19 protein-coding genes and 1 pseudogene are annotated in these 20794 nt (G+C 64.0%); 13 read left to right on the forward strand and 7 right to left on the reverse strand.

Going from position 1 to position 20794, the window contains the following annotated elements; translation table 11 throughout:
• Positions 1-173: 173 nt before the first annotated feature.
• The 7 genes from LCM4576_RS32060 to LCM4576_RS32090 all read left to right on the forward strand — a co-directional run bounded on the left by LCM4576_RS32060 (position 174) and on the right by LCM4576_RS32090 (position 6905).
• Entirely contained in the window at positions 174-1322 is a 1149-nt protein-coding gene (locus tag LCM4576_RS32060; protein ID WP_071036338.1) for an acyl-CoA dehydrogenase family protein, read from the forward strand.
• A 45-nt stretch (positions 1323-1367) separates the two neighbouring features.
• Positions 1368-1763 carry a RidA family protein gene (locus LCM4576_RS32065; RefSeq protein ID WP_071036339.1) on the forward strand — a complete coding sequence of 132 codons (396 nt, stop codon included), beginning with the start codon at positions 1368-1370 and terminating at the stop codon, positions 1761-1763.
• Positions 1764-1905: 142 nt separating this feature from the next.
• On the forward strand, positions 1906-2634 hold the full coding sequence (locus tag LCM4576_RS32070) for a GntR family transcriptional regulator (RefSeq protein ID WP_071036745.1): 729 nt from the start codon (positions 1906-1908) through the stop codon (positions 2632-2634).
• A 166-nt stretch (positions 2635-2800) separates the two neighbouring features.
• Positions 2801-3940, forward strand: a complete 1140-nt coding sequence (locus tag LCM4576_RS32075; protein WP_071036340.1) for an aminotransferase class V-fold PLP-dependent enzyme — start codon at positions 2801-2803, stop codon at positions 3938-3940.
• 81 nt (positions 3941-4021) lie between these two features.
• Positions 4022-4807, forward strand: a complete 786-nt coding sequence (locus LCM4576_RS32080) for an ABC transporter substrate-binding protein (protein ID WP_071036341.1) — start codon at positions 4022-4024, stop codon at positions 4805-4807.
• Between the two features lie 105 nt (positions 4808-4912).
• Positions 4913-5587, forward strand: a complete 675-nt coding sequence (locus tag LCM4576_RS32085) for an amino acid ABC transporter permease (RefSeq protein WP_071036342.1) — start codon at positions 4913-4915, stop codon at positions 5585-5587.
• A 37-nt stretch (positions 5588-5624) separates the two neighbouring features.
• Positions 5625-6905, forward strand: a complete 1281-nt coding sequence (locus tag LCM4576_RS32090) for a cysteine desulfurase-like protein (protein WP_071036343.1) — start codon at positions 5625-5627, stop codon at positions 6903-6905.
• 24 nt (positions 6906-6929) lie between these two features.
• On the opposite strand, the gene LCM4576_RS32095 is transcribed toward LCM4576_RS32090, so the two are convergent.
• The 5 genes from LCM4576_RS32095 to LCM4576_RS32115 are packed head-to-tail and all read right to left on the reverse strand — an operon-like array spanning position 6930 to position 12171.
• On the reverse strand, positions 6930-7757 hold the full coding sequence (locus LCM4576_RS32095; RefSeq protein WP_071036344.1) for a dipeptide ABC transporter ATP-binding protein: 828 nt from the start codon (positions 7755-7757) through the stop codon (positions 6930-6932).
• The gene (locus LCM4576_RS32100) at positions 7754-8605 is read right to left on the reverse strand and encodes an ABC transporter ATP-binding protein (protein WP_083354624.1); all 852 of its coding nucleotides are present in this window, start codon (positions 8603-8605) and stop codon (positions 7754-7756) included. The genes LCM4576_RS32095 and LCM4576_RS32100 overlap by 4 nt, the downstream gene beginning before the upstream one ends.
• Positions 8605-9513 carry an ABC transporter permease subunit gene (locus LCM4576_RS32105; protein WP_040986057.1) on the reverse strand — a complete coding sequence of 303 codons (909 nt, stop codon included), beginning with the start codon at positions 9511-9513 and terminating at the stop codon, positions 8605-8607. The genes LCM4576_RS32100 and LCM4576_RS32105 overlap by 1 nt, the downstream gene beginning before the upstream one ends.
• Complete coding sequence (locus tag LCM4576_RS32110; RefSeq protein ID WP_071036345.1) at positions 9514-10521, reverse strand: ABC transporter permease subunit; 1008 nt, start codon at positions 10519-10521, stop codon at positions 9514-9516.
• A 51-nt stretch (positions 10522-10572) separates the two neighbouring features.
• Complete coding sequence (locus LCM4576_RS32115) at positions 10573-12171, reverse strand: ABC transporter substrate-binding protein (RefSeq protein WP_071036346.1); 1599 nt, start codon at positions 12169-12171, stop codon at positions 10573-10575.
• Positions 12172-12632: 461 nt separating this feature from the next.
• On the opposite strand from LCM4576_RS32115, the gene LCM4576_RS32120 reads away from it, so the two are divergent.
• From LCM4576_RS32120 to LCM4576_RS32145, 6 genes and pseudogenes are all read left to right on the forward strand, one after another.
• A complete protein-coding gene (locus LCM4576_RS32120) occupies positions 12633-14594 on the forward strand; it encodes a long-chain fatty acid--CoA ligase (RefSeq protein WP_071036347.1) in 1962 nt (653 codons plus the stop codon).
• Between the two features lie 71 nt (positions 14595-14665).
• The gene (locus LCM4576_RS32125; RefSeq protein ID WP_083361610.1) at positions 14666-15304 is read left to right on the forward strand and encodes a methyltransferase; all 639 of its coding nucleotides are present in this window, start codon (positions 14666-14668) and stop codon (positions 15302-15304) included.
• 150 nt (positions 15305-15454) lie between these two features.
• Positions 15455-16363: pseudogene (locus LCM4576_RS32130) on the forward strand (alpha/beta fold hydrolase).
• A gap of 10 nt (positions 16364-16373) precedes the next feature.
• Positions 16374-16700: a hypothetical protein gene (locus LCM4576_RS32135; protein WP_040986062.1), complete on the forward strand. Its 327-nt coding sequence runs from the start codon at positions 16374-16376 to the stop codon at positions 16698-16700.
• 10 nt (positions 16701-16710) lie between these two features.
• Complete coding sequence (locus tag LCM4576_RS32140) at positions 16711-17607, forward strand: DMT family transporter (protein WP_083361599.1); 897 nt, start codon at positions 16711-16713, stop codon at positions 17605-17607.
• Positions 17608-17619: 12 nt separating this feature from the next.
• Complete coding sequence (locus LCM4576_RS32145) at positions 17620-18174, forward strand: ABATE domain-containing protein (protein WP_071036349.1); 555 nt, start codon at positions 17620-17622, stop codon at positions 18172-18174.
• A 27-nt stretch (positions 18175-18201) separates the two neighbouring features.
• On the opposite strand, the gene LCM4576_RS32150 is transcribed toward LCM4576_RS32145, so the two are convergent.
• Together LCM4576_RS32150 and pgi are read right to left on the reverse strand one after the other, a co-directional pair.
• Positions 18202-18927, reverse strand: a complete 726-nt coding sequence (locus tag LCM4576_RS32150; protein ID WP_040986064.1) for an HAD family hydrolase — start codon at positions 18925-18927, stop codon at positions 18202-18204.
• 5 nt (positions 18928-18932) lie between these two features.
• Complete coding sequence (gene pgi, locus LCM4576_RS32155; RefSeq protein ID WP_071036350.1) at positions 18933-20576, reverse strand: glucose-6-phosphate isomerase; 1644 nt, start codon at positions 20574-20576, stop codon at positions 18933-18935.
• Positions 20577-20794: the final 218 nt, after the last annotated feature.

Genomic DNA, 20794 nt, shown 5'->3' on the forward strand with positions numbered 1-20794 from the left:
ATCTCCCCCACAAGGGGGGAGATCAGCTGTCATCTCGGCTTTCGCCAATCTCCAGCGCCGCAGGAGAAGCGGCGGCGCCGAAACTGCCAATCTCCCCCCTTGTGGGGGAGATGGCCGGCAGGCCAGAGGGGGGCGCCGTAGAGCTCGACGTTTGAAGCAAAGCGGAGGCGCCCATGYCTGACCGTTCCTTCCTCAACTGGCCCTTCTTCGAAGACCGCCACCGCCAGCTCGCTGAACGCCTCGACAGCTGGTGCGCAAAGAACCTGCCCGTCGACYATCACGACGTCGACGCCGCCTGCCGCGAGCTGGTGGCGAAACTCGGCCGCGACGGTTGRCTGAAGCCGACAGCGCTCGACCCCGCCAATCCCGGCCCGCTCGACGTGCGCACGCTATRCATCACCCGCGAGACGCTGGCCCGCCATGACGGGCTCGCCGATTTCGCCTTCGCCATGCAGGGGCTCGGTACTGGAGCAATCACGCTGTTCGGCACGCCGGAGCAGCAGCGCTGGCTGGAAAAGACGCGAGCCGGCCAGGCGATTTCCGCCTTTGCGCTGTCAGAGCCACGCTCGGGATCCGATGTCGCCAACATGGAAATGACAGCGGTCCGCGACGGCGACTTCTATGTGCTTTCCGGCGAGAAGACCTGGATCTCCAACGGCGGCATCGCCGACCTCTATGTCGTCTTCGCCCGCACCGGCGAGGCACCGGGCGCCAAGGGGATCTCCGCCTTCATCGTGCCGGGCGACGCCGAGGGCCTTGCCATTGCCGAACGGCTCGAGGTGATCGCGCCGCATCCGCTGGCGCGGCTCTCCTTCGACAATGTCCGCGTTCCGGCTTCCGCCCAGATCGGCAAGCCGGGCGACGGTTTCCGCATGGCCATGTCGGTGCTCGACGTCTTCCGCTCGACGGTGGGCGCGGCGGCACTCGGTTTCGCGCGGCGTGCGCTGGACGAGAGCGTCAGCAGGGCCGCCGAACGCAAACTGTTCGGCGCGCCRATGGCCGAGTTGCAGATGGTGCAGGGCCATATCGCCGACATGGCGCTGGATGTCGACGCCGCCGCGCTCCTGATCTACCGCGCCGCCTGGACCAAGGACATGGGCGCCGCCCGTGTCACCCGCGAAGCGGCGATGGCCAAGCTGTTCGCCACCGACAAGGCGCAGGAGGTGATCGACAAGGCGGTGCAGCTGCATGGCGGCGACGGCGTGCGCAAGGGCCACATCGTCGAGAGCCTCTATCGCGAGATCCGGGCGCTGCGCATCTATGAGGGCGCTTCCGACGTGCAGAAGGTGGTCATCGCCAGGCAGGTGATGGGCGCCGTCTGACACCATGCCTTGYGGACCGCATTTCAACCAAGGGGGAGGCTAGACATGCACACGATCCTGCAGCCGGAAGGCTGGGCCAAACCGGTCGGCTACGCCAATGGCGTGGCCGCGCAAGGGCGGCTGGTGTTCGTCGGCGGCCAGGTGGGCTGGAACGGGCAATGCCAGTTCGAGACCGACGACTTCGTCGGCCAGGTGCGCCAGACGCTCGCCAATGTCGTCGCGGTGCTGGCCGAAGCCGGCGGCGAGCCGCGGCACATCACCTCCATGACCTGGTACTTCACCGACAAGGCCGAATATCTCGCCAACCTGAAGGGGATCGGCGAGGCCTACCGCGACGTCATCGGCCGRCATTTTCCGGCGATGGCCGCCATGCAGGTGGTGGCGCTGGTCGAGGACCGCGCCAAGGTGGAGATCCAGGCGACGGCGGTCATTCCGGAGTGAGATAGCGGATATCGATCGAACGCCTGAGACCAAACCGCAGCCCGCTTGGCTACTGCCGCAATCTATGATCAGATGATCACGCCCGCTTCGGCGGGGATGTCTTCGCACATAGACTTTGCCGGTATCCAAGGAAAGCAAAAGCGTGGCTCTGGGCTTCGAACCCGTATCGGGACGCATCACCGTCCAGGATGGCGTCTATCAGCAGCTTCGCCATGCCTTGATGGTCGGCAGTTTCGATCCCGGGCAAGTGCTGACCATCGCCTCGCTGGCCGAGGCCTTCGGCACCTCGAACATGCCGGTGCGCGAGGCCCTGCGGCGGCTGGCGGCGGAGAACGCGCTGGAGATCTCGCAGAATGGCTCGGCCTGCGTGCCGGTGGTGACGCGGGCGCGGCTCGATGACCTCTGCCGGGCCCGGCTCGCCGTCGAGGGGCTCGCCGCCGAGCTCGGCGCGCCGCGCCTGACCGCGGCCGATGTCGCTTCCTTGCAGAGGGTCACCGACGACCAGCAGGCGATCGGCCGTGACGGCAGCATCTACGAGCTGATCGCCAAGAACCAGCAGTTCCACTTCACCATCTATCGCGCTTCCGGCTCCGACGTGCTGTTCCAGTTGATCGAGACGCTGTGGCTGCGCTTCGGCCCCTATATGCGGCTGTTGTCCAACCATGTCGCGCCGCTGATGCGCGCCGGCACGATGGAACCCTCTGGACGTCACGCCGCGATCATCGCGGCCATCAGGGACAAGGATTTTCCGCGCGCCCGCGACGAGGTCGTGGCCGACATCACGGCGACTCAAGCGACGCTGCGCACGATCTGTCCCGACGTGCCCGAGCCCAAGGCAGTCGATTTCGCCGCTTTCGRCAAAGCGTCCTGATTTTTTTCAACGGCGGTAACCGAAGCGCGGAAACGGTCCCGTCGCAGTCGCACTGGACCAAGCAGTAGCCCTTTTTGACCACTCCCGCCGACTTTCTTCAGCCTTAAAGGATTGATCCCTTCCTGGATTTGTGATCACATGATCACAAGGGAGCGAGAGACAGCAAATGTCCGGCTATTTTCTCTATCATTCGATCGGCACTTTCCCCGGCAAGGCCGAGGCGATGGCCGCCGCGCTGGCGGAATTTTCCGCCATCTGGTCGGCGGAGGACGACGGCCAGTGGCCGGCCGCGCTGGCCGCACGGCAACGCTTCATCGACGCCTGGACGCGGCTGATCGAGGCGCCGAAGGGTACGCTGACCACAGCCGAGAATGTCACTGCCGCGCTCTACAGCCTGATCGGCGGGCTTCCGGCGGAGCGCCTGGCGGGAAAACGCCTGCTGGTTGCCGGCGATTGCTTCCCGAGCCTGCATTTCCTGCTCGCGGGCCTGGCCGAGCGCTTCGGCTTCACGCTCGACACCGTGCCGCTGCCGCCGGGCGAAAGCTGGGTGCGCGATGAGGATTTCATTGCCCGCTGGCAAGACGATGTCGGGCTCGCGCTCATCACCTTCGTCACCTCGACGGCCTCGCATCGCTGCGATGTCGAGCGGCTCGCCGCGCATGGCCGCGCCATGGGCAGCATTGTCGGTGTCGACGTCACGCAAGGCATCGGCGTTGCGCCGTTTTCGGTTGCCGCGACGCCGGTCGATTTCGTCGTCTCGACATCGCTCAAATGGCTGTGCGGTTCTTCCGGTGCCGGGATATTGCAGGTCGCGCCGGAATTGCTTGCGACCTGCCGGCCGGAGCTGCGCGGCTGGTTTAGCCAGCCGAACCCGTTCTCCTGGGATCTCGACGCCTTCGCCTATGCCGACGACGCGCGCCGCTTCGATCATGGCACGCCGGCGATCCTCGCAAGCATCGCGTCGCTGCCCGGGCTGGAGTGGGTGGAAAAGACAGGCATCGACGCCATCCGCGCGCAGAACGCCGCGCTCGTCGAGCGCATCATCGGCGCGGCGCTCGACAATGGCTGGGCGCTGYGTTCGCCGCTCGACGCCGGCGAGCGCGGCGGCAGCGTCATGCTCGGCTTGCCGCAAGGCGTCGAGGCGGCGAAAATTGTCGCTTCGCTGCGCAACGAGCGCCTCTACTGCGACGCGCGCGGCACGACGCTCAGGCTGTCGCCCGGCATTGTCACCACGGAAGCGGCGGTCGATGCGCTGATCGCCAGACTCCAGGACCATATCGGTTCGCGGCATCGCCGCGCATCCTGATTGCAGGCACCGCCTCGCCTGCGGCGCCTGGGAGCTGGCGCCGGAAGAAGCGGAAGAGGAACCGAACCAGAGGGAAGCAAGATGTTGAAACGTCTAGGACTGATTGGGGTGATGATTGCCGCGGGCGTGGCCTTCGCGGCGCCCGCCTTTGCCGACAAGATCATGGTGGGGGCCTATCCGGCCAACCCGCCGTGGGAATACAAGACCGATTCCGGCGGCTTCGAGGGTTTTGAGATCGACGTCGCCAACGACGTCGCCAAGCGCATCGGCGCCGATGTCGAGTTCCAGGATTTGGGCTTCCAGGCGCTGTTCGYGGCGACCGCTTCCGGCCGCATCGATTTCGCCGTGTCCTCGATCTCGGTGACCAAGGAGCGGCTGCAGAACCAGGGCTTCACTCAAGCCTATTACGACAGCGACGGCACCATCGTCGGCAAGGCGGATTCCGCCATCAAGTCGCTCGACGACCTCAAGGGCACGACCATCGGCGTCATCGCCGGCTCGACCGGCGAAGCCTATATGAAGGAAAACGCCGCCAAGCTCGGCGTCGCCGAGACCAAGAGCTACAACGCCCAGCAGGACCTTCTGCTGGACGTGCAGAACGGCCGCATCGACGGCGGCGCCGGCGAGCTCGCCGGCTTCCTCTTCGCCATCAAGCAGATGCCGGCGCTGAAGATCCTGGTGCGCATCCCGACCGGCGAGCGCTTCGCGATGATGACCAAGAAGGGCCATCCGCTGCTCGAGAAGGTCAATGACGCGATCACCGCCATGAAGAAGGACGGCACCATGGCCGCGATCCACAAGAAGTGGTTCGGCGTCGACCCGGAAGCCGGAACCAGCACCGTGACGCCGGGTCCGATCCCGCAATAATCCCGCGAAATGTCGCCGCGTGAGCGCCGGCCAGACCGGCGCTCACGCTTCCACCCTTCAGGCCCGCGAAGGCGGTGGGCTTGGCATTGCCTTCATGGTGAGCCGATGGAACTGATCGACACCTTCTTCAACTGGGGCATCCTCGTCCGATCCTTTCCGATCCTCATCCGCGGATTGGGCAACACCATCCTGCTCGGCTGCGCCGCAATCGTCTTCGGCACCATCGCCGGACTGGCGATCTGCCTGGTGCGGCTCTACGCGCCGAAGCCGTTGAGGCGGCTGGCGACGCTCTATATTGACATCTTCCGCGCGCTGCCGATCCTGGTGGTGCTGATCCTGATCTATTATGCCCTGCCCTTCGTCGGCATTCGGCTCTCGTCCTTCGTGTCGGCAGCACTTGCGCTGTCGCTGGTGCTTGCCGCCTTCACCGCTGAAGTGTGCCGCGCCGGCATCCAGAACATCCCAGAAGGCCAGTTCGAAGCGGCGGCAGYGCTCGRCCTGCCCTTCTGGGTCRCCATGCGCAAGGTTGTCCTGCCGCAGGCGATCCGTGTCGTCATCCCRCCGCTGACCAGCAATTGCGTCTCCGTCTTCAAGGACACCGCGCTCGCCTCGGTCGTGGCGATGCCGGACCTATTGAAGCAGGCGACAGACGCGCAGGCGCTGATGGCCAACCCGACGCCGCTGATCRGCGCCGCGATCATCTACCTCGCCTTCCTGTGGCCGCTGGTGCGGCTGGTCGGCTACCTCGAAGAGYGCGGCAAGGCCCGCGCCGCGCACTGATCCCCCACCTGAATCGATGACCTGAAGGAGACGCCTCGTGAACCAGCACCATGTTTCGAAAGCGCAGGACGGCGCCGCCTCGTTCCCGGTCGAAAAGATCCGCGCGATGTTCCCGGCGCTCAGCCAGGCCGGCGACTTCATCTTCATGGACAATGCCGCCGGCGCGCAGATCCCGCAAAGCGTGCTCGATGCGGTGACCAACCATCTGGTCGGGCACAATGTGCAGCGCGGCGGGCGCTAYGGCCGCAGCGTCATGGTCGACCAGTCGGTCGCCGAAGCCCGGACAAGCGTCGCGCTCCTGATCAACGCCTACAGCCCCTCCGAAATCTGCTTCGGCATGAACGCCACCTCGTTCATCCGCCTGGTCAGCCTCGGCATCGGCCAGATGCTTCAAGAGCGCGATGAGATCGTCGTCACCGACATGGACCATGACGCCAACATCGCCACCTGGCTGGCGCTGGAATCCGCCGGTGCCAAGTTGAAATGGTGGCGCATGCGCGAGGACGGCAATCTGCATGTCGACGACCTCAAGCCGCTGATGTCGGACCGCACCCGGCTCGTCGCCTGCACGGTGACGGCGCATTCGATCGGCTCGATCGTCGACGTCGCCTCGGTGGCCAGGATCGCGCATGCGGCCGGCGCCGAAGTGTTTTTGGACTGCGTGCATTACGGACCGCACGGACTGATCGACGTGCAGGCCTGGGACTGCGATTACCTAGTCTGCTCCGGCTACAAGAATTTCTCGCCGCATATGGGCTTCCTGTGGGGCCGCTTCGACACGCTGAAGCGGCTGCCGACCTTCCGCGAGGATTTCATTCCGGACGAGCCGCCCTACAAGGTCGAGGCCGGCACCTTCATCTACGAAAACGTCTCCGGCATGGACGCGGCGGTGCGCTACCTGGAATCGGTGGGCCGCAACTTCTTAGCCCAGAACAACCGCTCGCGCCGCGACAACATCGTCGCCGGCATGAACGCCATCCGCGACTACGAGCTTATGCTGGCGCGCGAGATGATGAAGGTGCTGAAGGATTGCGGCGCCACGATCTACGGCGTCGCCGACGAGGCGCGCATCCACGAGCGCGTGCCGACCTTCTGCTTCAACATCGGCAAGCTTTCGCCGCAGCGCATCGTCGAGGAGATGGCGGCGATGCAGATCGGCATCCGCGACGGGCATATGTATGCGCCGCGACTGATGAAGCGGCTGAACCTGTCGATGGACAGCGGCGCCATCCGCGCCTCGCTGGTGCATTACAACACGGTCGAGGAAGTGCGCCGGTTTGGCGAAGCGCTGCGGGCGATCATCGCGAAGCTGTCGTAATGGAGCGGCGCCTGACGCCTTGCGTCAGGCCGCCTTCTTCTTCGCCAGCCTCGCTTTGATGCTGGCGATGTCGGCGCGCGGCGTCGCGGCGAACAGCGTCTTGGTGTAGGCGTGCTTGGGGTCGGAGAAGACCTCGTCGCGCGGACCGTATTCGACCGCTTCGCCGAAATACATGACCATCACGTCGTCGGCGATGTAGCGCACCACCGAGAGGTCGTGGCTGATGAAGACATAGGTCAGTTGGAACTCGTCCTGGAGGTCGGCGAGCAGATTGAGCACCTGCGCCTGCACCGAGAGGTCGAGCGCCGAGACCGGTTCGTCCAGCACCAAGAGGCTCGGATTCAGCATCAGCGCCCGGGCAATGGCGATGCGCTGGCGCTGGCCGCCGGAGAACATGTGCGGATAGCGATTGTAATGCTCGGGTCCGAGGCCGACCTTCTTCAGCATCTTCATCGCCAGGTCGCGCCGCTCCTCGGCCGGCTTGTCGGTGTTGATCAGGAGCGGCTCGCCGAGCACGTCGCCGATCTTCTGGCGCGGATTGAGCGAACCATAAGGGTTCTGGAACACGATCTGCACCTTGCGGYGCATTTCCTTGGTCAGCCCGTCCCTGGYGATGTCGACCTTGTTGCCGTCGATGAAGAGCTCGCCGGAGGTGGCCGGATCGATCAGCGTGATGATGCGGGCGAGCGTGGACTTGCCGCAGCCGGACTCGCCGACGATCRCCAGCGTCTTGCCCTTCTCGACGCTGAAGGAGACGCCCTTCACCGCATGCACGGTGCGCGCGCCGCGGAACAGGCCGCCGCCGACGTGATAGTCGCGCTTGATGTCCTTGCCTTCGACGACCTTGGTCATGCACCGGCTCCGGAGGGCGCCGCCTCGAACAGCATGTCGGAGACGGTCGGCAGCCGGTTGCCGACGGCGTTTTCCGGCAGGGCCGAGAGCAGCGCGCGCGTGTAGTTGCTCTTCGGCGATTCAAACAGCGACAGCACGTCGGCCTCTTCCATCTTGCGGCCCTTGTACTGGACGATGACGCGGTCGGCGGTCTCGGCCACCACGCCCATATTGTGGGTGATCATGATCAGGCCCATGCCATATTTGGCCTGCAGCGAGACCAGCAGATCGAGAATCTGTTTCTGGATGGTGACGTCGAGCGCCGTGGTCGGCTCGTCGGCGATCAGGAGCTTCGGATTGCAGGCGATCGCCATCGCGATCATGACGCGCTGGCACTGGCCGCCCGACATCTGATGCGGGAAGGAATTGAGCCGGTCAGCCGGATCGGGGATGCCGACCTGCTTGAAAAGCTCGATGGCGCGCGCCCGGCGCTGGGCCTTGTCCATGCCCATATGGAAGCGCAGCACTTCCTCGATCTGGAAGCCGACGGTGAAGCAGGGATTGAGGCTGGCGATCGGTTCCTGGAAGATCATGGCGATGTCCTTGCCGATGATCTTGCGGCGATCGGCCGGGCTGATCTTCAACAGGTCGCGGCCGTTGAAGGTCATGCGGTCGGCGGTGACGGTGGCCGTCCATGGCAGGAGGCCCATCACGGCCAGCATCGAGACCGACTTGCCGGAGCCGGATTCGCCGACGATGGCGAGCACCTCGCGCTCGTCGACATGAAGCGAGACGCCGTCGACGGCGCGGAACGGGCCGGACGCGGTCTGGAATTCGACGACGAGGTTCTGGATGTCGAGCAGCGCCATCACGACCTCCTGAGCTTGGGATCGAGCGCGTCGCGCAGGCCGTCGCCGATCAGGTTGATGGCAAGCACGGTGATGAGGATGGCGAGGCCCGGGAAGGTCACCACCCACCAGGCGCGCAGGATGAACTCGCGCGCCGAGGCAAGCATCGTGCCCCATTCCGGCGTCGGCGGCTGCGCGCCGAGGCCGAGGAAGCCGAGAGCGGCCGCTTCGAGAATGGCGTTGGAGAAGGACAGCGTGCCCTGGACGATCAGCGGCGCCAGGCAGTTGGGCAGGATGGTGGCGAGCATCAAACGCAGATGTCCGGCGCCCGCGACCTTCGCCGCCACGACATATTCGCGGCTCTTCTCGGCCATCACGGCGGCGCGCACCAGGCGCGCGAAATGCGGCTGCAGCACCAACGCGATCGCCAGCATCGCATTGAACAGACCCGGACCGAGGATGGTGACCAGGACCAGCGCCAAGAGCAGCGACGGGAAGGCCAGGATCAGGTCCATGACGCGCATGATCGCGACGTCGACCCAGCCGCGGAAATAACCGGCGAGCAGACCGAGCGTGATGCCGCCGGTGAGCGCGAGCGTGACCACCACCGCGCCGATCAGCAGCGAGAAGCGGGCGCCATAGAGCAGGCGCGAGAGGATGTCGCGGCCGACCGGGTCGGTGCCGAGCAGATATTGCGTCGAGCCGCCTTCCTGCCAGGCGGGCGGCCTGAGGAACGCGGCCTTGTCCTGAATGTCGGGCGCGTAAGGCGCGAGCAGCGGCGCGAAAAGTGCTGCGAGCACCAGAAGGATGAACACGAACAGGCCGATGACGGCGCCGCGGTTCACGGAGAAATAGTGCCAGAAGGTTTTCAGGCCGGTGAGACGATCCGGGCTGCCGGCGGCCATCGGGGCGATTTCGGTCTGGCTCATCTACGCTGCCCYGATGCGCGGGTTGATGACGGCATAGAGCACATCGACGATGAGGTTCACCGCCATGACGATGAGCGCGATCAAAAGCAAACCCGACTGCACGACGACATAGTCGCGCTTKAAGATGGAATCGACCATCCATTTGCCGATGCCCGGCCAGGCGAAGATGGTCTCGGTGAGGATGGCGCCCGCGAGCAGCGTGCCGACCTGCAGGCCGATCGTGGTGACGACCGGGATCAGCGCGTTGCGCAGCGCGTGCACGCCGATGACGCGGGCCGCCGAAAGCCCCTTGGCGCRGGCGGTGCGGACATAATCCTCGCCCAGCACCYCGAGCATGGCCGAGCGCGTCTGGCGCGCGATCACCGCCAGCGGAATGGTGCCGAGCACGATCGACGGCAGCACCAGGTGGCTGAGCGCGGAGCGGAACGCGTCCCATTTGCCGTAAAGCAGGCTGTCGATGGTCATGAAGCCGGTGATCGGCTTGAAGAAGAACTGCAGGCCGATGCGGCCCGACACCGGCGTCCAGCCGAGATAGCCGGAAAAGAAGATGATGAGCAGCAGGCCCCACCAGAAGATCGGCATCGAATAGCCGACAAGCGCGGTACCCATAAGCGACTGGTCGAACCATGAGCCGCGCTTGACGGCGGCGAAGATGCCGGCGGGAATGCCGATGACCATGGCGAAGACCATGGCGAAGAAGGACAGTTCCAACGTCGCCGGGAAGAGCGTCTTGAACTCCTCGAGGACCGGCCGCTTGGACGAGATGGAGACGCCGAAATCGCCGGTGGCGACCTCGCCGACATAGCGCGCGTACTGCTGCCAGATCGGCAGATTGTAGCCGAACTGTTCCTTGAGCTCTTCGTAGCGGGCGGGGGCGACGCCATGTTCGCCGGCCATGGCGAGGATCGGATCGCCGGGCAGCAGACGGACAAAGGCGAAGGCGCAGATGGTGATGCCGACCAGGGTCGGGATCAGGAGGGCGATTTTGTTGAGAAGATATCGGAGCATCGTCAAGTCGAAACGGGGCGGCGCGAATTCGCGCCGCCCCGTTCGCAAATATTACTCGGACTTGTCAACACCGTCGAAACGGTGAATGCCGAGCGGGTCCATCTTGAAGCCGGTGACGTTGTTGCGAACGACCGCGTAAACCTGGCTGTGCGCCAGCAGGAAGGCGGGCGCTTCCTTCGCGAAGATCACCTGCGCCTGCTCATAGAGCTTGGTGCGCTCGGCCTGGTCGCTGGTCTTCTTGGCCTTCTGGATCAGGTCCTCGAAGTCCTTGTCGCACCAGCTCGAATAGTTCGAGACGCCGATGGCCGAGCAGGCGAAGAGGGTGGCGAAGAAATTGTCCGGGTCGCCATTGTCGCCGGTCCAGCCGACCTGGAAGGCGCYGGGACGATCCTTCTTCTTGCCTTCCTCGCGGTACTTCGTCCACTCGTAGTTGACGATGTTGGCCTTGACGCYGACCTTGGCCCAGTCGGCCTGGATCAGCTCGGCGGCGCGCTGGAAGTTAGGATTGTACGGACGGGCGCGGTCGGAAGCCCAGAGCTGGATCTCCTTCAGCCCGGCAGCCTCGAGCACCTTCTTGGCCGCTTCCGGATTGTAGGCGTCGGTCTTCACATCCTTGTTCCACGACCACATGGTCGGCGGGATCAGGTTTTCGGCCGGCGTGGCGCCGGCATCCTGGAACAGCGACTTGATCAGCGCYTCCCGGTCGATCGCCTGGTTGAGCGCATGGCGCACTTCCGGCTTGTCGAGCGGCGGGATCGTGGTGTTGTAGCTCATATAGCCGATGTTCAGGCCGGCCTGATMCATCAGGGTCACGTCCTTGTTGGCCTTGATGGTGGCGATGTCGGCCGGGTTCGGATAGACCGTCACGTCGCACTCGCCAGCCAGCACCTTCTGGATGCGGGCGGTCGCGTCAGGCGTGATGGCGAAGACGAGATCGTCGATCTTTTCCTTGCCCTTGAAGTAGTCGGGGTTGGCCGCGTAGCGGATGACCGAATCCAGCTGGTAGTCGACGAACTGGAACGGACCGGTGCCGACCGGCTTGGTCGAGAAGTCGGCCATCTTGCCTTCCTTCTCGAGCTGATCGGCATATTCCTTCGACACGATCGAAGCGAAGTCCATGCCGAGATTGGCCAGCATCGGCGCGTTCGGCTCGGTCAGCGTCAGCTTGACGGTGAGGTCGTCGACTTTCTCCCACTTGGCGACATATTTCGGCATGTCCATGCCGGTGTAATAGTCCCAGGTGAGGTTCGGCAGATACTTGTCGCCGTTCCATGGATTCTGCTTGTTGAACTGGCGATCGAAGGAGAAGACGACGTCATCGGCGTTGAGGTCGCGCGTCGGCTTGAAATAGTCGGTGGTCTGGAACTTCACGCCCGGATGCAGATGGAAAGTATAGACCAGGCCGTCGTCGGAAATTTCCCACTTGTCGGCAAGACCAGGCTCGATCTCGGTGCCACCGTGCTTGAATTCGACCAGTCGCGAATAGACGGTGCGCGAAGACGCGTCGAAGTCGTTACCGCCGGTCGTCGTACCGGGATCGAAATTGGCCGGCGACGCTTCCGAGCAATAAACAAGCGTCTTGGCACTGGCCATGCCGCTGAGGACGCTTGCAGCCAGCAACGCGGCTGCAAAAGCCATTGTCTTTTTCATTGAGCACTCCCTGATGTTCTCYCAAGCCCCTCTATCAGGCTCGCGAAGGGCGCATATAAGCACCGTTTCTTCGCCTTTGGAACACCTCGTTTGCGTGCCCCATGGGAAGYAGGAAAAGAATCTATCCTTTGCTCAAATATTGGAAAAAACGAGTAGTTTTTTCTTCTCACGACATTGTTAACGATGGAAATTTTTTATTGATTGGCCATCTTTCGAAATGGCGGCGCGAGGCCTCCCTGCCCAAGTTCGCCCCGCCGCTCAGGCACGATACGGAAAGCGATCGAAGCACGGGAATTCGGCGGCAAATCTTTCCCCCGTGTTGCCGCAGGGGCAAGGCTTGCACGGTCGCGGATAGAGGCAATACATAGACGATGGGCGGGATTTCCCGGAAATCCGGACCGGCGTGGAGGGACGCTTCTTTCGGAGGCGGCGCCAGACAAGAAGGCGACAGGGAGAGACAGGTGGCAAAAGCATCCAAGACGACAGCCCCGGCGAAAGCAAAGGCCAAGGYCGCCGCCGAAAGCGATGCGCCCAAGGCTCTGAAGGCGGCCGCCGCCCCGAAGACGAAGACGGCCGCCAAGGCGGCGCCTGCCAAGGCAGCCGCCAAACCAGCAGCGRCAAAGACCAAGGCCGCGGCCGCCAAAAAGGACAAGCCGGCCACCGCAAAAGCGGAGGCCGCCAAGCCGACCGCCGCCAAGCCTGCCTCGAAGGCCTTGCCGAAGGCGATCACCGAACTCACGGCCGGCCTGCCGGAAAAGCCATGGCTGAAAAGCTATCCCAAGAACATGCCAGCCGAGATCGGCGCCCTGCCCTACAAGTCCATCGGCGAGTTCCTGGTCGGCGCCTGCAAGCAATTCGCCGGGCGGCCGGCCTTCGTGTGCATGGGCAAGTCGATCACCTATGCCGAGCTCGAGCGGCTGTCGGCCGCGTTCGGCGCCTATCTGCAGGCAAGAGGCCTGGAGAAGGGCGCGCGCGTGGCGCTGATGATGCCGAACGTGCTGCAATATCCGGTGGCGATGATGGGCATCCTGCGCGCCGGTTACACGGTGGTGAACATCAACCCGCTCTACACGCCGCGCGAACTGGAACACCAGCTGAAGGATTCGGGCGCGCAGGCGATCGTCATCCTCGAGAATTTCGCCGGCACGCTGCAGGCGGTGATCGCAAGGACGCCGGTCAAGCACGTCATCGTCGCCGCCATGGGCGACATGCTGGGCGGCCTCAAGGGCGCCATCGTCAACCTCGTCGTGCGGCGGGTGAAGAAGATGGTGCCGGCATGGTCACTGCCCGGCCATGTCAAGTTCAACGCCGTGCTCAAGACCGGCGCGACCATCGCCTTCAAGCCGCCCACGGTCTCGGCCGACGACATCGCCTTCCTGCAATATACGGGGGGCACCACCGGTGTCTCGAAGGGCGCAGTGCTTTTGCATCGCAACGTGCTTTCGAACGTCGCGCAGAATTCGCTGTGGGTGGAGGACGCCTACACGGTGAAGCCCAAGCCGGCGCATCTCAACTTCATCTGCGCGCTGCCGCTCTATCACATCTTCGCGCTGACGGTGAACGCGCTGATGGGCATGCAGCAGGGCGCGCAGAACGTGCTGATCCCCAACCCGCGCGACATTCCGGGCTTCGTCAAGGAATTGGCGAAATACCCGATGCACATCTTCCCGGGCCTCAACACGCTGTTCAACGCGTTGCTCAACAATGAGGAATTCCGCAAGCTCGACTTCAAGYCGCTGATCCTGACGCTGGGCGGCGGCATGGCGGTGCAGAAGGGCGTCGCCGAACGCTGGAAGGCGCTGACCGGCTGTCCGGTGAGCGAAGGCTACGGGCTGTCCGAAACCTCGCCGGTGGCGACCGCCAACAAGTTCAGCTCGGCCGACTTCACCGGCACTATCGGCCTGCCGCTGCCTTCGACGGAAATCGCCATCCGTGACGACGACGGCAACAATGTGCCGCTCGGCGAAGTGGGCGAGATCTGCATCCGCGGYCCGCAGGTGATGGCCGGCTACTGGAACCGGCCCGACGAGACCGCCAAGGTGATGACCAAGGACGGTTTCTTCAAATCCGGCGACATGGGCTTCATGGACGAGCGCGGCTACACCAAGATTGTCGACCGCAAGAAGGACATGATCCTGGTTTCCGGCTTCAACGTCTATCCGAACGAGTTGGAAGAGGTGGTGGCGCATCACCCGGGCGTGCTGGAAGTCGCGGCCATCGGCGTGCCGGACGAGCATTCCGGCGAAGTGCCTAAATTGTTCGTGGTCAAGAAGGACGCGGCGCTCACCGTCGAGACCCTGATGGCCTACTGCCGCGAGAACCTGACCGGCTACAAGCGGCCGAAATTCATCGAATTCCGCACCGAGCTGCCGAAGACGCCGGTCGGCAAGATCCTGCGGCGGGCGCTGCGGGACCAGGCTTGAGCGATCATTCCGCCGGCAAGACACGGGAGCGAGGCAAGCGGCTCGATCCGGCGGACTTCATCAAGGCGAACATGCGGCTGGCGCCGGTGCCGTCAGTGCCGGAGGTCCGGCTCTATCAGGCTCATCCCGGCAGCGGACTGCGGCGACTGCTGGAACCGGACGACGACAGYGGCGAAAGCCTGCCTGAGCCGCAGCCRCCCTACTGGGCCTATGCCTGGGCCGGCGGCGCGGTGCTGGYGCGCTATGTCCTCGACAGGCCGTCGATCGTCGCCGGCAAGCGGGTGCTCGACCTCGGCGCCGGCTCGGGGCTGGTCGGCATCGCCGCGGCAAAGGCGGGAGCGCGCGCGGTGATCGCGTCGGAGATCGACCGCAACGGTGTGGTGGCGCTCCGCCTCAACGCGCAAGCCAATGGCGTCGCCATCGAGATACGCGATGAGGACATCACCGCCGACCCGCCGCCGGCAGTCGAGCTGGTGCTCGCGGGCGACGTCTTTTACGCGCAGGATGTCGGGCGGCGGATGATGCCGTTCCTCGATCGATGCCTCGCCGCCGGCATCGACGTGCTGGTCGGCGATCCGGGTCGCGCCTGGCTGCCGAGACCTCGGCTTTGCCTGCTCGGTGAATATCACGTGCCGGATGTCGGCGGAAACGGCGGCAGCGAGCCCGGGCCCAGCGCGGTGTTCACCTTTGTCCCGACAAAGGCCGGTTAAAAAGTCCGGCAATCCGCCCTCGCCTCATATCGAAGGCTAGGGCTCATACGGCACTTTCTCATTTGTCGTTCCGCGGGCGAAGCTCGGAACAAGAACCAGCTAAATCCGTTTTACCAGTTCTAATCGATAGAATGAAAAGACGGAGCGACCATGACAATCAACGACACAAGTCACCGTCGAACGAAAATCGGTGATCACACAATATTCATGCGGGACGCGGGGCCGCCCGATGCTCCTGTCCTTCTTTTGCCGCATGGCTACCCGTGCTCGTCTTACCAGTTCAGGCGCCTTATGCCGGGCCTGGCCGATCGCTGGCGGACAGTAGCATTCGACTGGCCTGGATTCGGCTACAGCGACACACCGGATCCCACGGAGTTCGACTATGATTTCAACGCCTATGCCGATGTTCTCGCTGACGTTGCCGATGCGCTGCAGTTGGATCGCTACATGCTCTGGCTTCACGACTACGGTTCTCAGATTGGCCTCCGCCACGCGATAGCGCATCCGGACAGGATCGCGGCGCTGATCATCCAGAACGGCGACATCTACGAGGACGTCCTCGGGCCGAAATACGACACGATCAAAGCGTGGTGGGCGGACAAATCCGCCGCGCGGCATCGTCCGCTCGAAGAAGCGGTGAGCGAGGAGGGATTCCGCAAGGAGTTCATCGGCGAGGTCTCCGAGGACGTCGCCAGCCGCGTCCCTCCCGATCTGTGAAAGCTTCATTGGCCGCTGATGAATACGCCGATCCGAAAGACGGTGTCGGTCCAGTTGATGGAGAAGCTCGAACAGAACCTCGAATGGTTCCCCCGATACCAATCCTATCTGCGCGACCAACAGCCGCCGACGCTGATCGTGTGGGGGCCGCAGGACAGCTATATGCCCGAGCAGTCGGCGCTCGCCTATCGGCGCGATCTCCCGGATGCAGAACTCCATATCCTCGATGATGCCGGCCATTGGCTGTTGGAAACACATTTCGAGGAAGCCCTGCGGCTCGTGCGCGACTTCCTCTCGCGAACGCTGCCCGTAAGGCGGCTCCCTGCGAAATCCAGAACCTAAGGAGACGAATATGGTCACGAAGCCAACCATCGCACGCATCTGGCGCGGCCGAACCCGTCGTGACGTCGCGAATAGCTACGAACCCTATTTGAAGGCAGAGGGCATTCCTCCGCTTCAGCAGGTGGCGCTCGGCGTCCAACTCTTTCGAGAAGACCGGGAAGAGGAGACCTGGTTCACGACAATCTCCTACTGGCCCGACATCGAGGCTATGACCGCTTTCACCAAAGGCGACCCGATCAAAGTCCATCACCTGGACCGGGACGCCGAATTTCTGATGGAACTGCCCGAACGCATCGAGATCCACCGCATCCTCGTCGACGATCAGGATCTGCGCTGAGATCGCCACGATGAGCAATCTCKGTCTGTTCGGCCTCATGGCGCTGATCTGGGGACTGACCTGGGCGGCGATCAAGATCGGCCTCGATGCGGGCRTTCCCCCGATCCTTCTGGCGGGTCTGCGTTATTTGCTGACTGCGGGGATCCTGGCATTTTGGACACATGGGGCCTTGTCGGCCTTTGCCGAAGGCCGACCGATGCGTGTCATCATATCGGCCCTGCTGACGAATGCGGGAACCTACGGCCTGCTGTTCTGGGGCATGCAAACGGTCCCGTCCGGCCTGTCCGGCCTGGTCAATCTCGCCCTGGTCCCGGTGCTTCTGTTTGGCTTGGCGGTCGTGCTCGGAGAAGAGCGRCCGACCTGGCGRCACGGCCTGGCGCTGGTGCTTGGCTGCACGGGTCTCCTAGGCCTCTTCTGGACGCGCCTTGTCGAGCAGCAATCCGGAAACGGACTGGGGCTTGCCGCGATCGTGGCCGGCACCGCGTGCTATTGCGTGGGGAGCGTCATCGCACGGCCGCTGATCGGCCCGATCAAGCCTCTGACGCTCACGGCGATCCATGCCGTTCTCGGCGGCGCGGCGCTGATCGCTGTCTCGTTCCTTTTGGGCGACTTATCGGCGACCCTGYCAGCAAGGATCGATGTTGCTCCCGCCGCGGCCAGCCTGTTGTTCCTGTCCCTTCTCGGAACCATCGTGGCCTACACGATCTATCTGCGTCTGCTTGAAAAATGGGGCACCGCCCGTGCCGGGCTTTACGCCTTCATCTCGCCCATCGTTGCGCTGGCCGTGGGCGTTTGGCTCTTCGGCGAAAAGGTCGGCGCGGCCGAGATCGGCGGCGCCGCGCTGTTGCTGGCAGCAGCAGGATTGGCGCTGTCCAGACGCGACAGCGCCGACCCAGCGAGGAATTGAAAGCGATCGCCAATGTCACTTCCTCATCGTATCGCAGGCAATCTGGCCCTTGACTTCGCCAACACCATCAGTCGGCGCGGCACCGACCGGGAAGTCGACCATCTCGCGACGGCGGCGGACATCCTGGCGTGGTCAAGGCAAACGGGCCTGATCGACGATGATTTCGCTCTTCGTTCGGCCGACCACAAGGGGTTGGTCAAAGACGTTCTCGCCCTTCGCGCGGCTGTGAGCGACGCCGGCTCGGCAATCGCTCATGGCGGCGAACCTCCTGCTGCTGCGCTCGACACCATCCGAACATATGCAGCAGAAGCACTCAGGACCGGCGCGCTCGCTGGATCGCCGGTGTCCTTGCATTTCCGAGGCGCCAACCGCATCACCGGAGCAATCGCGTGGGCGGCCCTCGATCTGCTTCGCGGCGAGGAATTATCGCGTCTCAAACAATGCCCGCCGGAAGATTGCCGCTGGCTTTTTATCGATCGCACGAAAAACGGTTCGCGGCGCTGGTGCGACATGAACAGCTGCGGCAATCGCGCCAAGAAGCACTCACATCGGAGAATGCCGGATTGAGGCGTTTTTCCTGAGGCGGCGACCGGTCTAGCCCGCCGGCACGTTCACCCGCGCGGCAAGGAAATCCGGCAGGTCGGCGACCGAGTCCAGAACGACGTCCGCCATCGGCGCCAGCGAGTCGCGCGTGCCGGTGCCGGAGAGCACGCCCACCGCCAGGCCGCAGCCGCCGGCGCGCGCCATTTCGAGGTCATGGCGGTTGTCGCCGACCATGGCGATCTCGCCCGGCTTCAACCCGGTCAGATCGCAGAAGGCGACGACCGTATCCGGCGCCGGCTTCGGACTCGCCACCGCATCATAGCCAAAGGCGGCTTCGAAGAGCTGCGCGACACCGAGCGTGGCGAGCGTCTTCTCGGCGCCGCTGGTGGAATCATTGGTGGCGACGCCCAGGCGGTAGGACTGCTTATGCAGCGTGCGCAGCGAATCGATGATGCCGGGAAGCGCTACCGCCATCGAGGAGCCCTGCACGGAGGTGATCTCGTTGAAGCGCGAAACGGCCAACAGCTGATCCTCGTCGGACAGACGCGGGAACCAGAGCTCGACCACGTCCATGTTCGAGCCGGACGCGAAGATCGAATCGGGCTTGAAGCGCTTGGTGGCGAAGTCGAAGCCTGCGGCCGCCAGCAGCCGGTCGGCCTTCCAGCGGTCGCCCTCGGCGGCGTCCATCGCCATGAAGTCGGCTATGCCGAGCCAGGTCGCGTTGAAGTCGACAAGCGTGCCGTCCTTGTCGAACAATATTCCCTTGATATCCGCCAATCCTTTTACTCCACGCCACGCAATTGGTGGATATGAGCCACCAGTCCGGCAGTCGAGGCGTCGCGTTTTGCGGCAGTCTCCTTGCCCTCAACGACAGGCAGCAGACCTGTCGCCAGTTCCTTGCCGAGTTCGACGCCCCATTGGTCGAAGGAATTGATGTTGAACAGCGTGCCTTCGACGAAGACGCGATGCTCATAGAGCGCGATTATGCGGCCCAATGTGCGCGGATCGAGCTTGCGGTAGAGGATGGTGAGCGACGGGCGGTTGCCGGAGAAGACGCGGTGCGGCGCGATGCGGTCGACATCGGCCGGCTTCATGCCCTTGGCCAGCATCTGGGCGCGCGCCTCTTCCAGCGTGCGCCCCTTCATGAAGGCCTCCGACTGCGCCAGGCAGTTGRCGAGCAGGAGATCATGCTGGTGCTTCAACTCGGGCTCGTGGCCTATCGCCGCGGCGAGRAACTCGACCGGGATGAAGTCGGTGCCCTGATGCAGGAGCTGGAAGAAGGCATGCTGGCCGTTGGTGCCGGGCTCGCCCCAGACCAGCGGACCGGTCGGCGTGGCGACGGCGGCGCCGTCCAGCGTGGCGCTCTTGCCGTTCGATTCCATATCGAGCTGCTGTAGATAGGCGGGCAGACGCGACAGGCGCTGATCGTAAGGGATGACGGCGCGGGCCGGATATTTGCAGACGACGCGATGCCACCAGCCGATCAGCCCCAGCAGCACCGGCAAGTTCTTCTGCATGGGTGCCGAGCGGAAATGCTCGTCCATCTCATGCGCGCCGTCTAGGAAAGCGCGGAAGTTGCGCGGGCCGACGGAAATCATCACCGGCAGGCCGATGGCGCTCCAGACCGAGTAGCKGCCGCCGACCCAGTCCCAGAAGCCGAAGACGCGGTCCTGCTCGATGCCGAACTTCGCAACCAGGTCGAGGGCGGTCGAGACGGCGGCGAAATGCTTGCCGACCGCTTCCTTACCCAGCGCCTTCTGAACCCAGTCGCGCGCCGTCTCGGCATTCGTCATCGTCTCGACGGTGGTGAAGGTCTTGGAGGCGACGATGAACAGAGTCGTTTCCGCAGACAGGCCCTTCAGCGTGTCATGGATATGGGCGCCGTCGACATTGGACACATAATGCGCGCGCGGCCCGTCATGATAGGGTGCAAGCGCCAGCGTCACCATCGCCGGGCCGAGGTCCGAACCGCCGATGCCGATGTTGACGATGWCGGTGATCTTCTTGCCGGTGGCACCTGGCGCCTTGCCGGAGCGGATGGCGTCGGCGAAGGCGCCCATGGCGTCGAGCACGGCGATCACGTCGGCCTTGGTGTCCTGGCCGTCGACGATCACGCTCTTGCCGGTCAGGTTGCGCAGAGCGGTGTGCAGCACGGCGCGGTTCTCGGTGATGTTGATCTTCTTGCCTTCGAACATGGCGGCGCGGCGTCCCGCGAGATCGGCCGCATCCGCGAGCTTTTCCAGTATCGTCATCGTATTTGCGTCGACCRCGCATTTCGACCAGTCGAGCAGAAGATCGCCATCGGTGGCGGAAAATGTCTCGAAGCGCTTGGGATCGGCGGCGAAGGCCTCGCGCATCGAGCCCTTGGCCGCCGCGCGCTGATCGCGCAAGGCCGCAAGTTGCTTGTCGAAGGTTGGCTGGTCCACTGGCGGGCTCCTGGCGGGTTTTTAGACCATTTTAGCAGGCCGGATGTTTCCGGCGCGTGTCGGCGCGTCATTCTATCTAGCCGATTTCCATTTCGTTCAAGCGCGGCTTTGCCGCACTGCATCACGCTTTGATGAGGGGGGTGTTGGATGGTGAAGGTGCCGTGCGCCGGGGCTACGACGCTGCGCGTCACGCCTTGGGTTGGTGCCGCGACGACGCT

The organism is Mesorhizobium sp. LCM 4576 (genome assembly GCF_001854815.1).
Taxonomy (GTDB): domain Bacteria; phylum Pseudomonadota; class Alphaproteobacteria; order Rhizobiales; family Rhizobiaceae; genus Mesorhizobium; species Mesorhizobium plurifarium.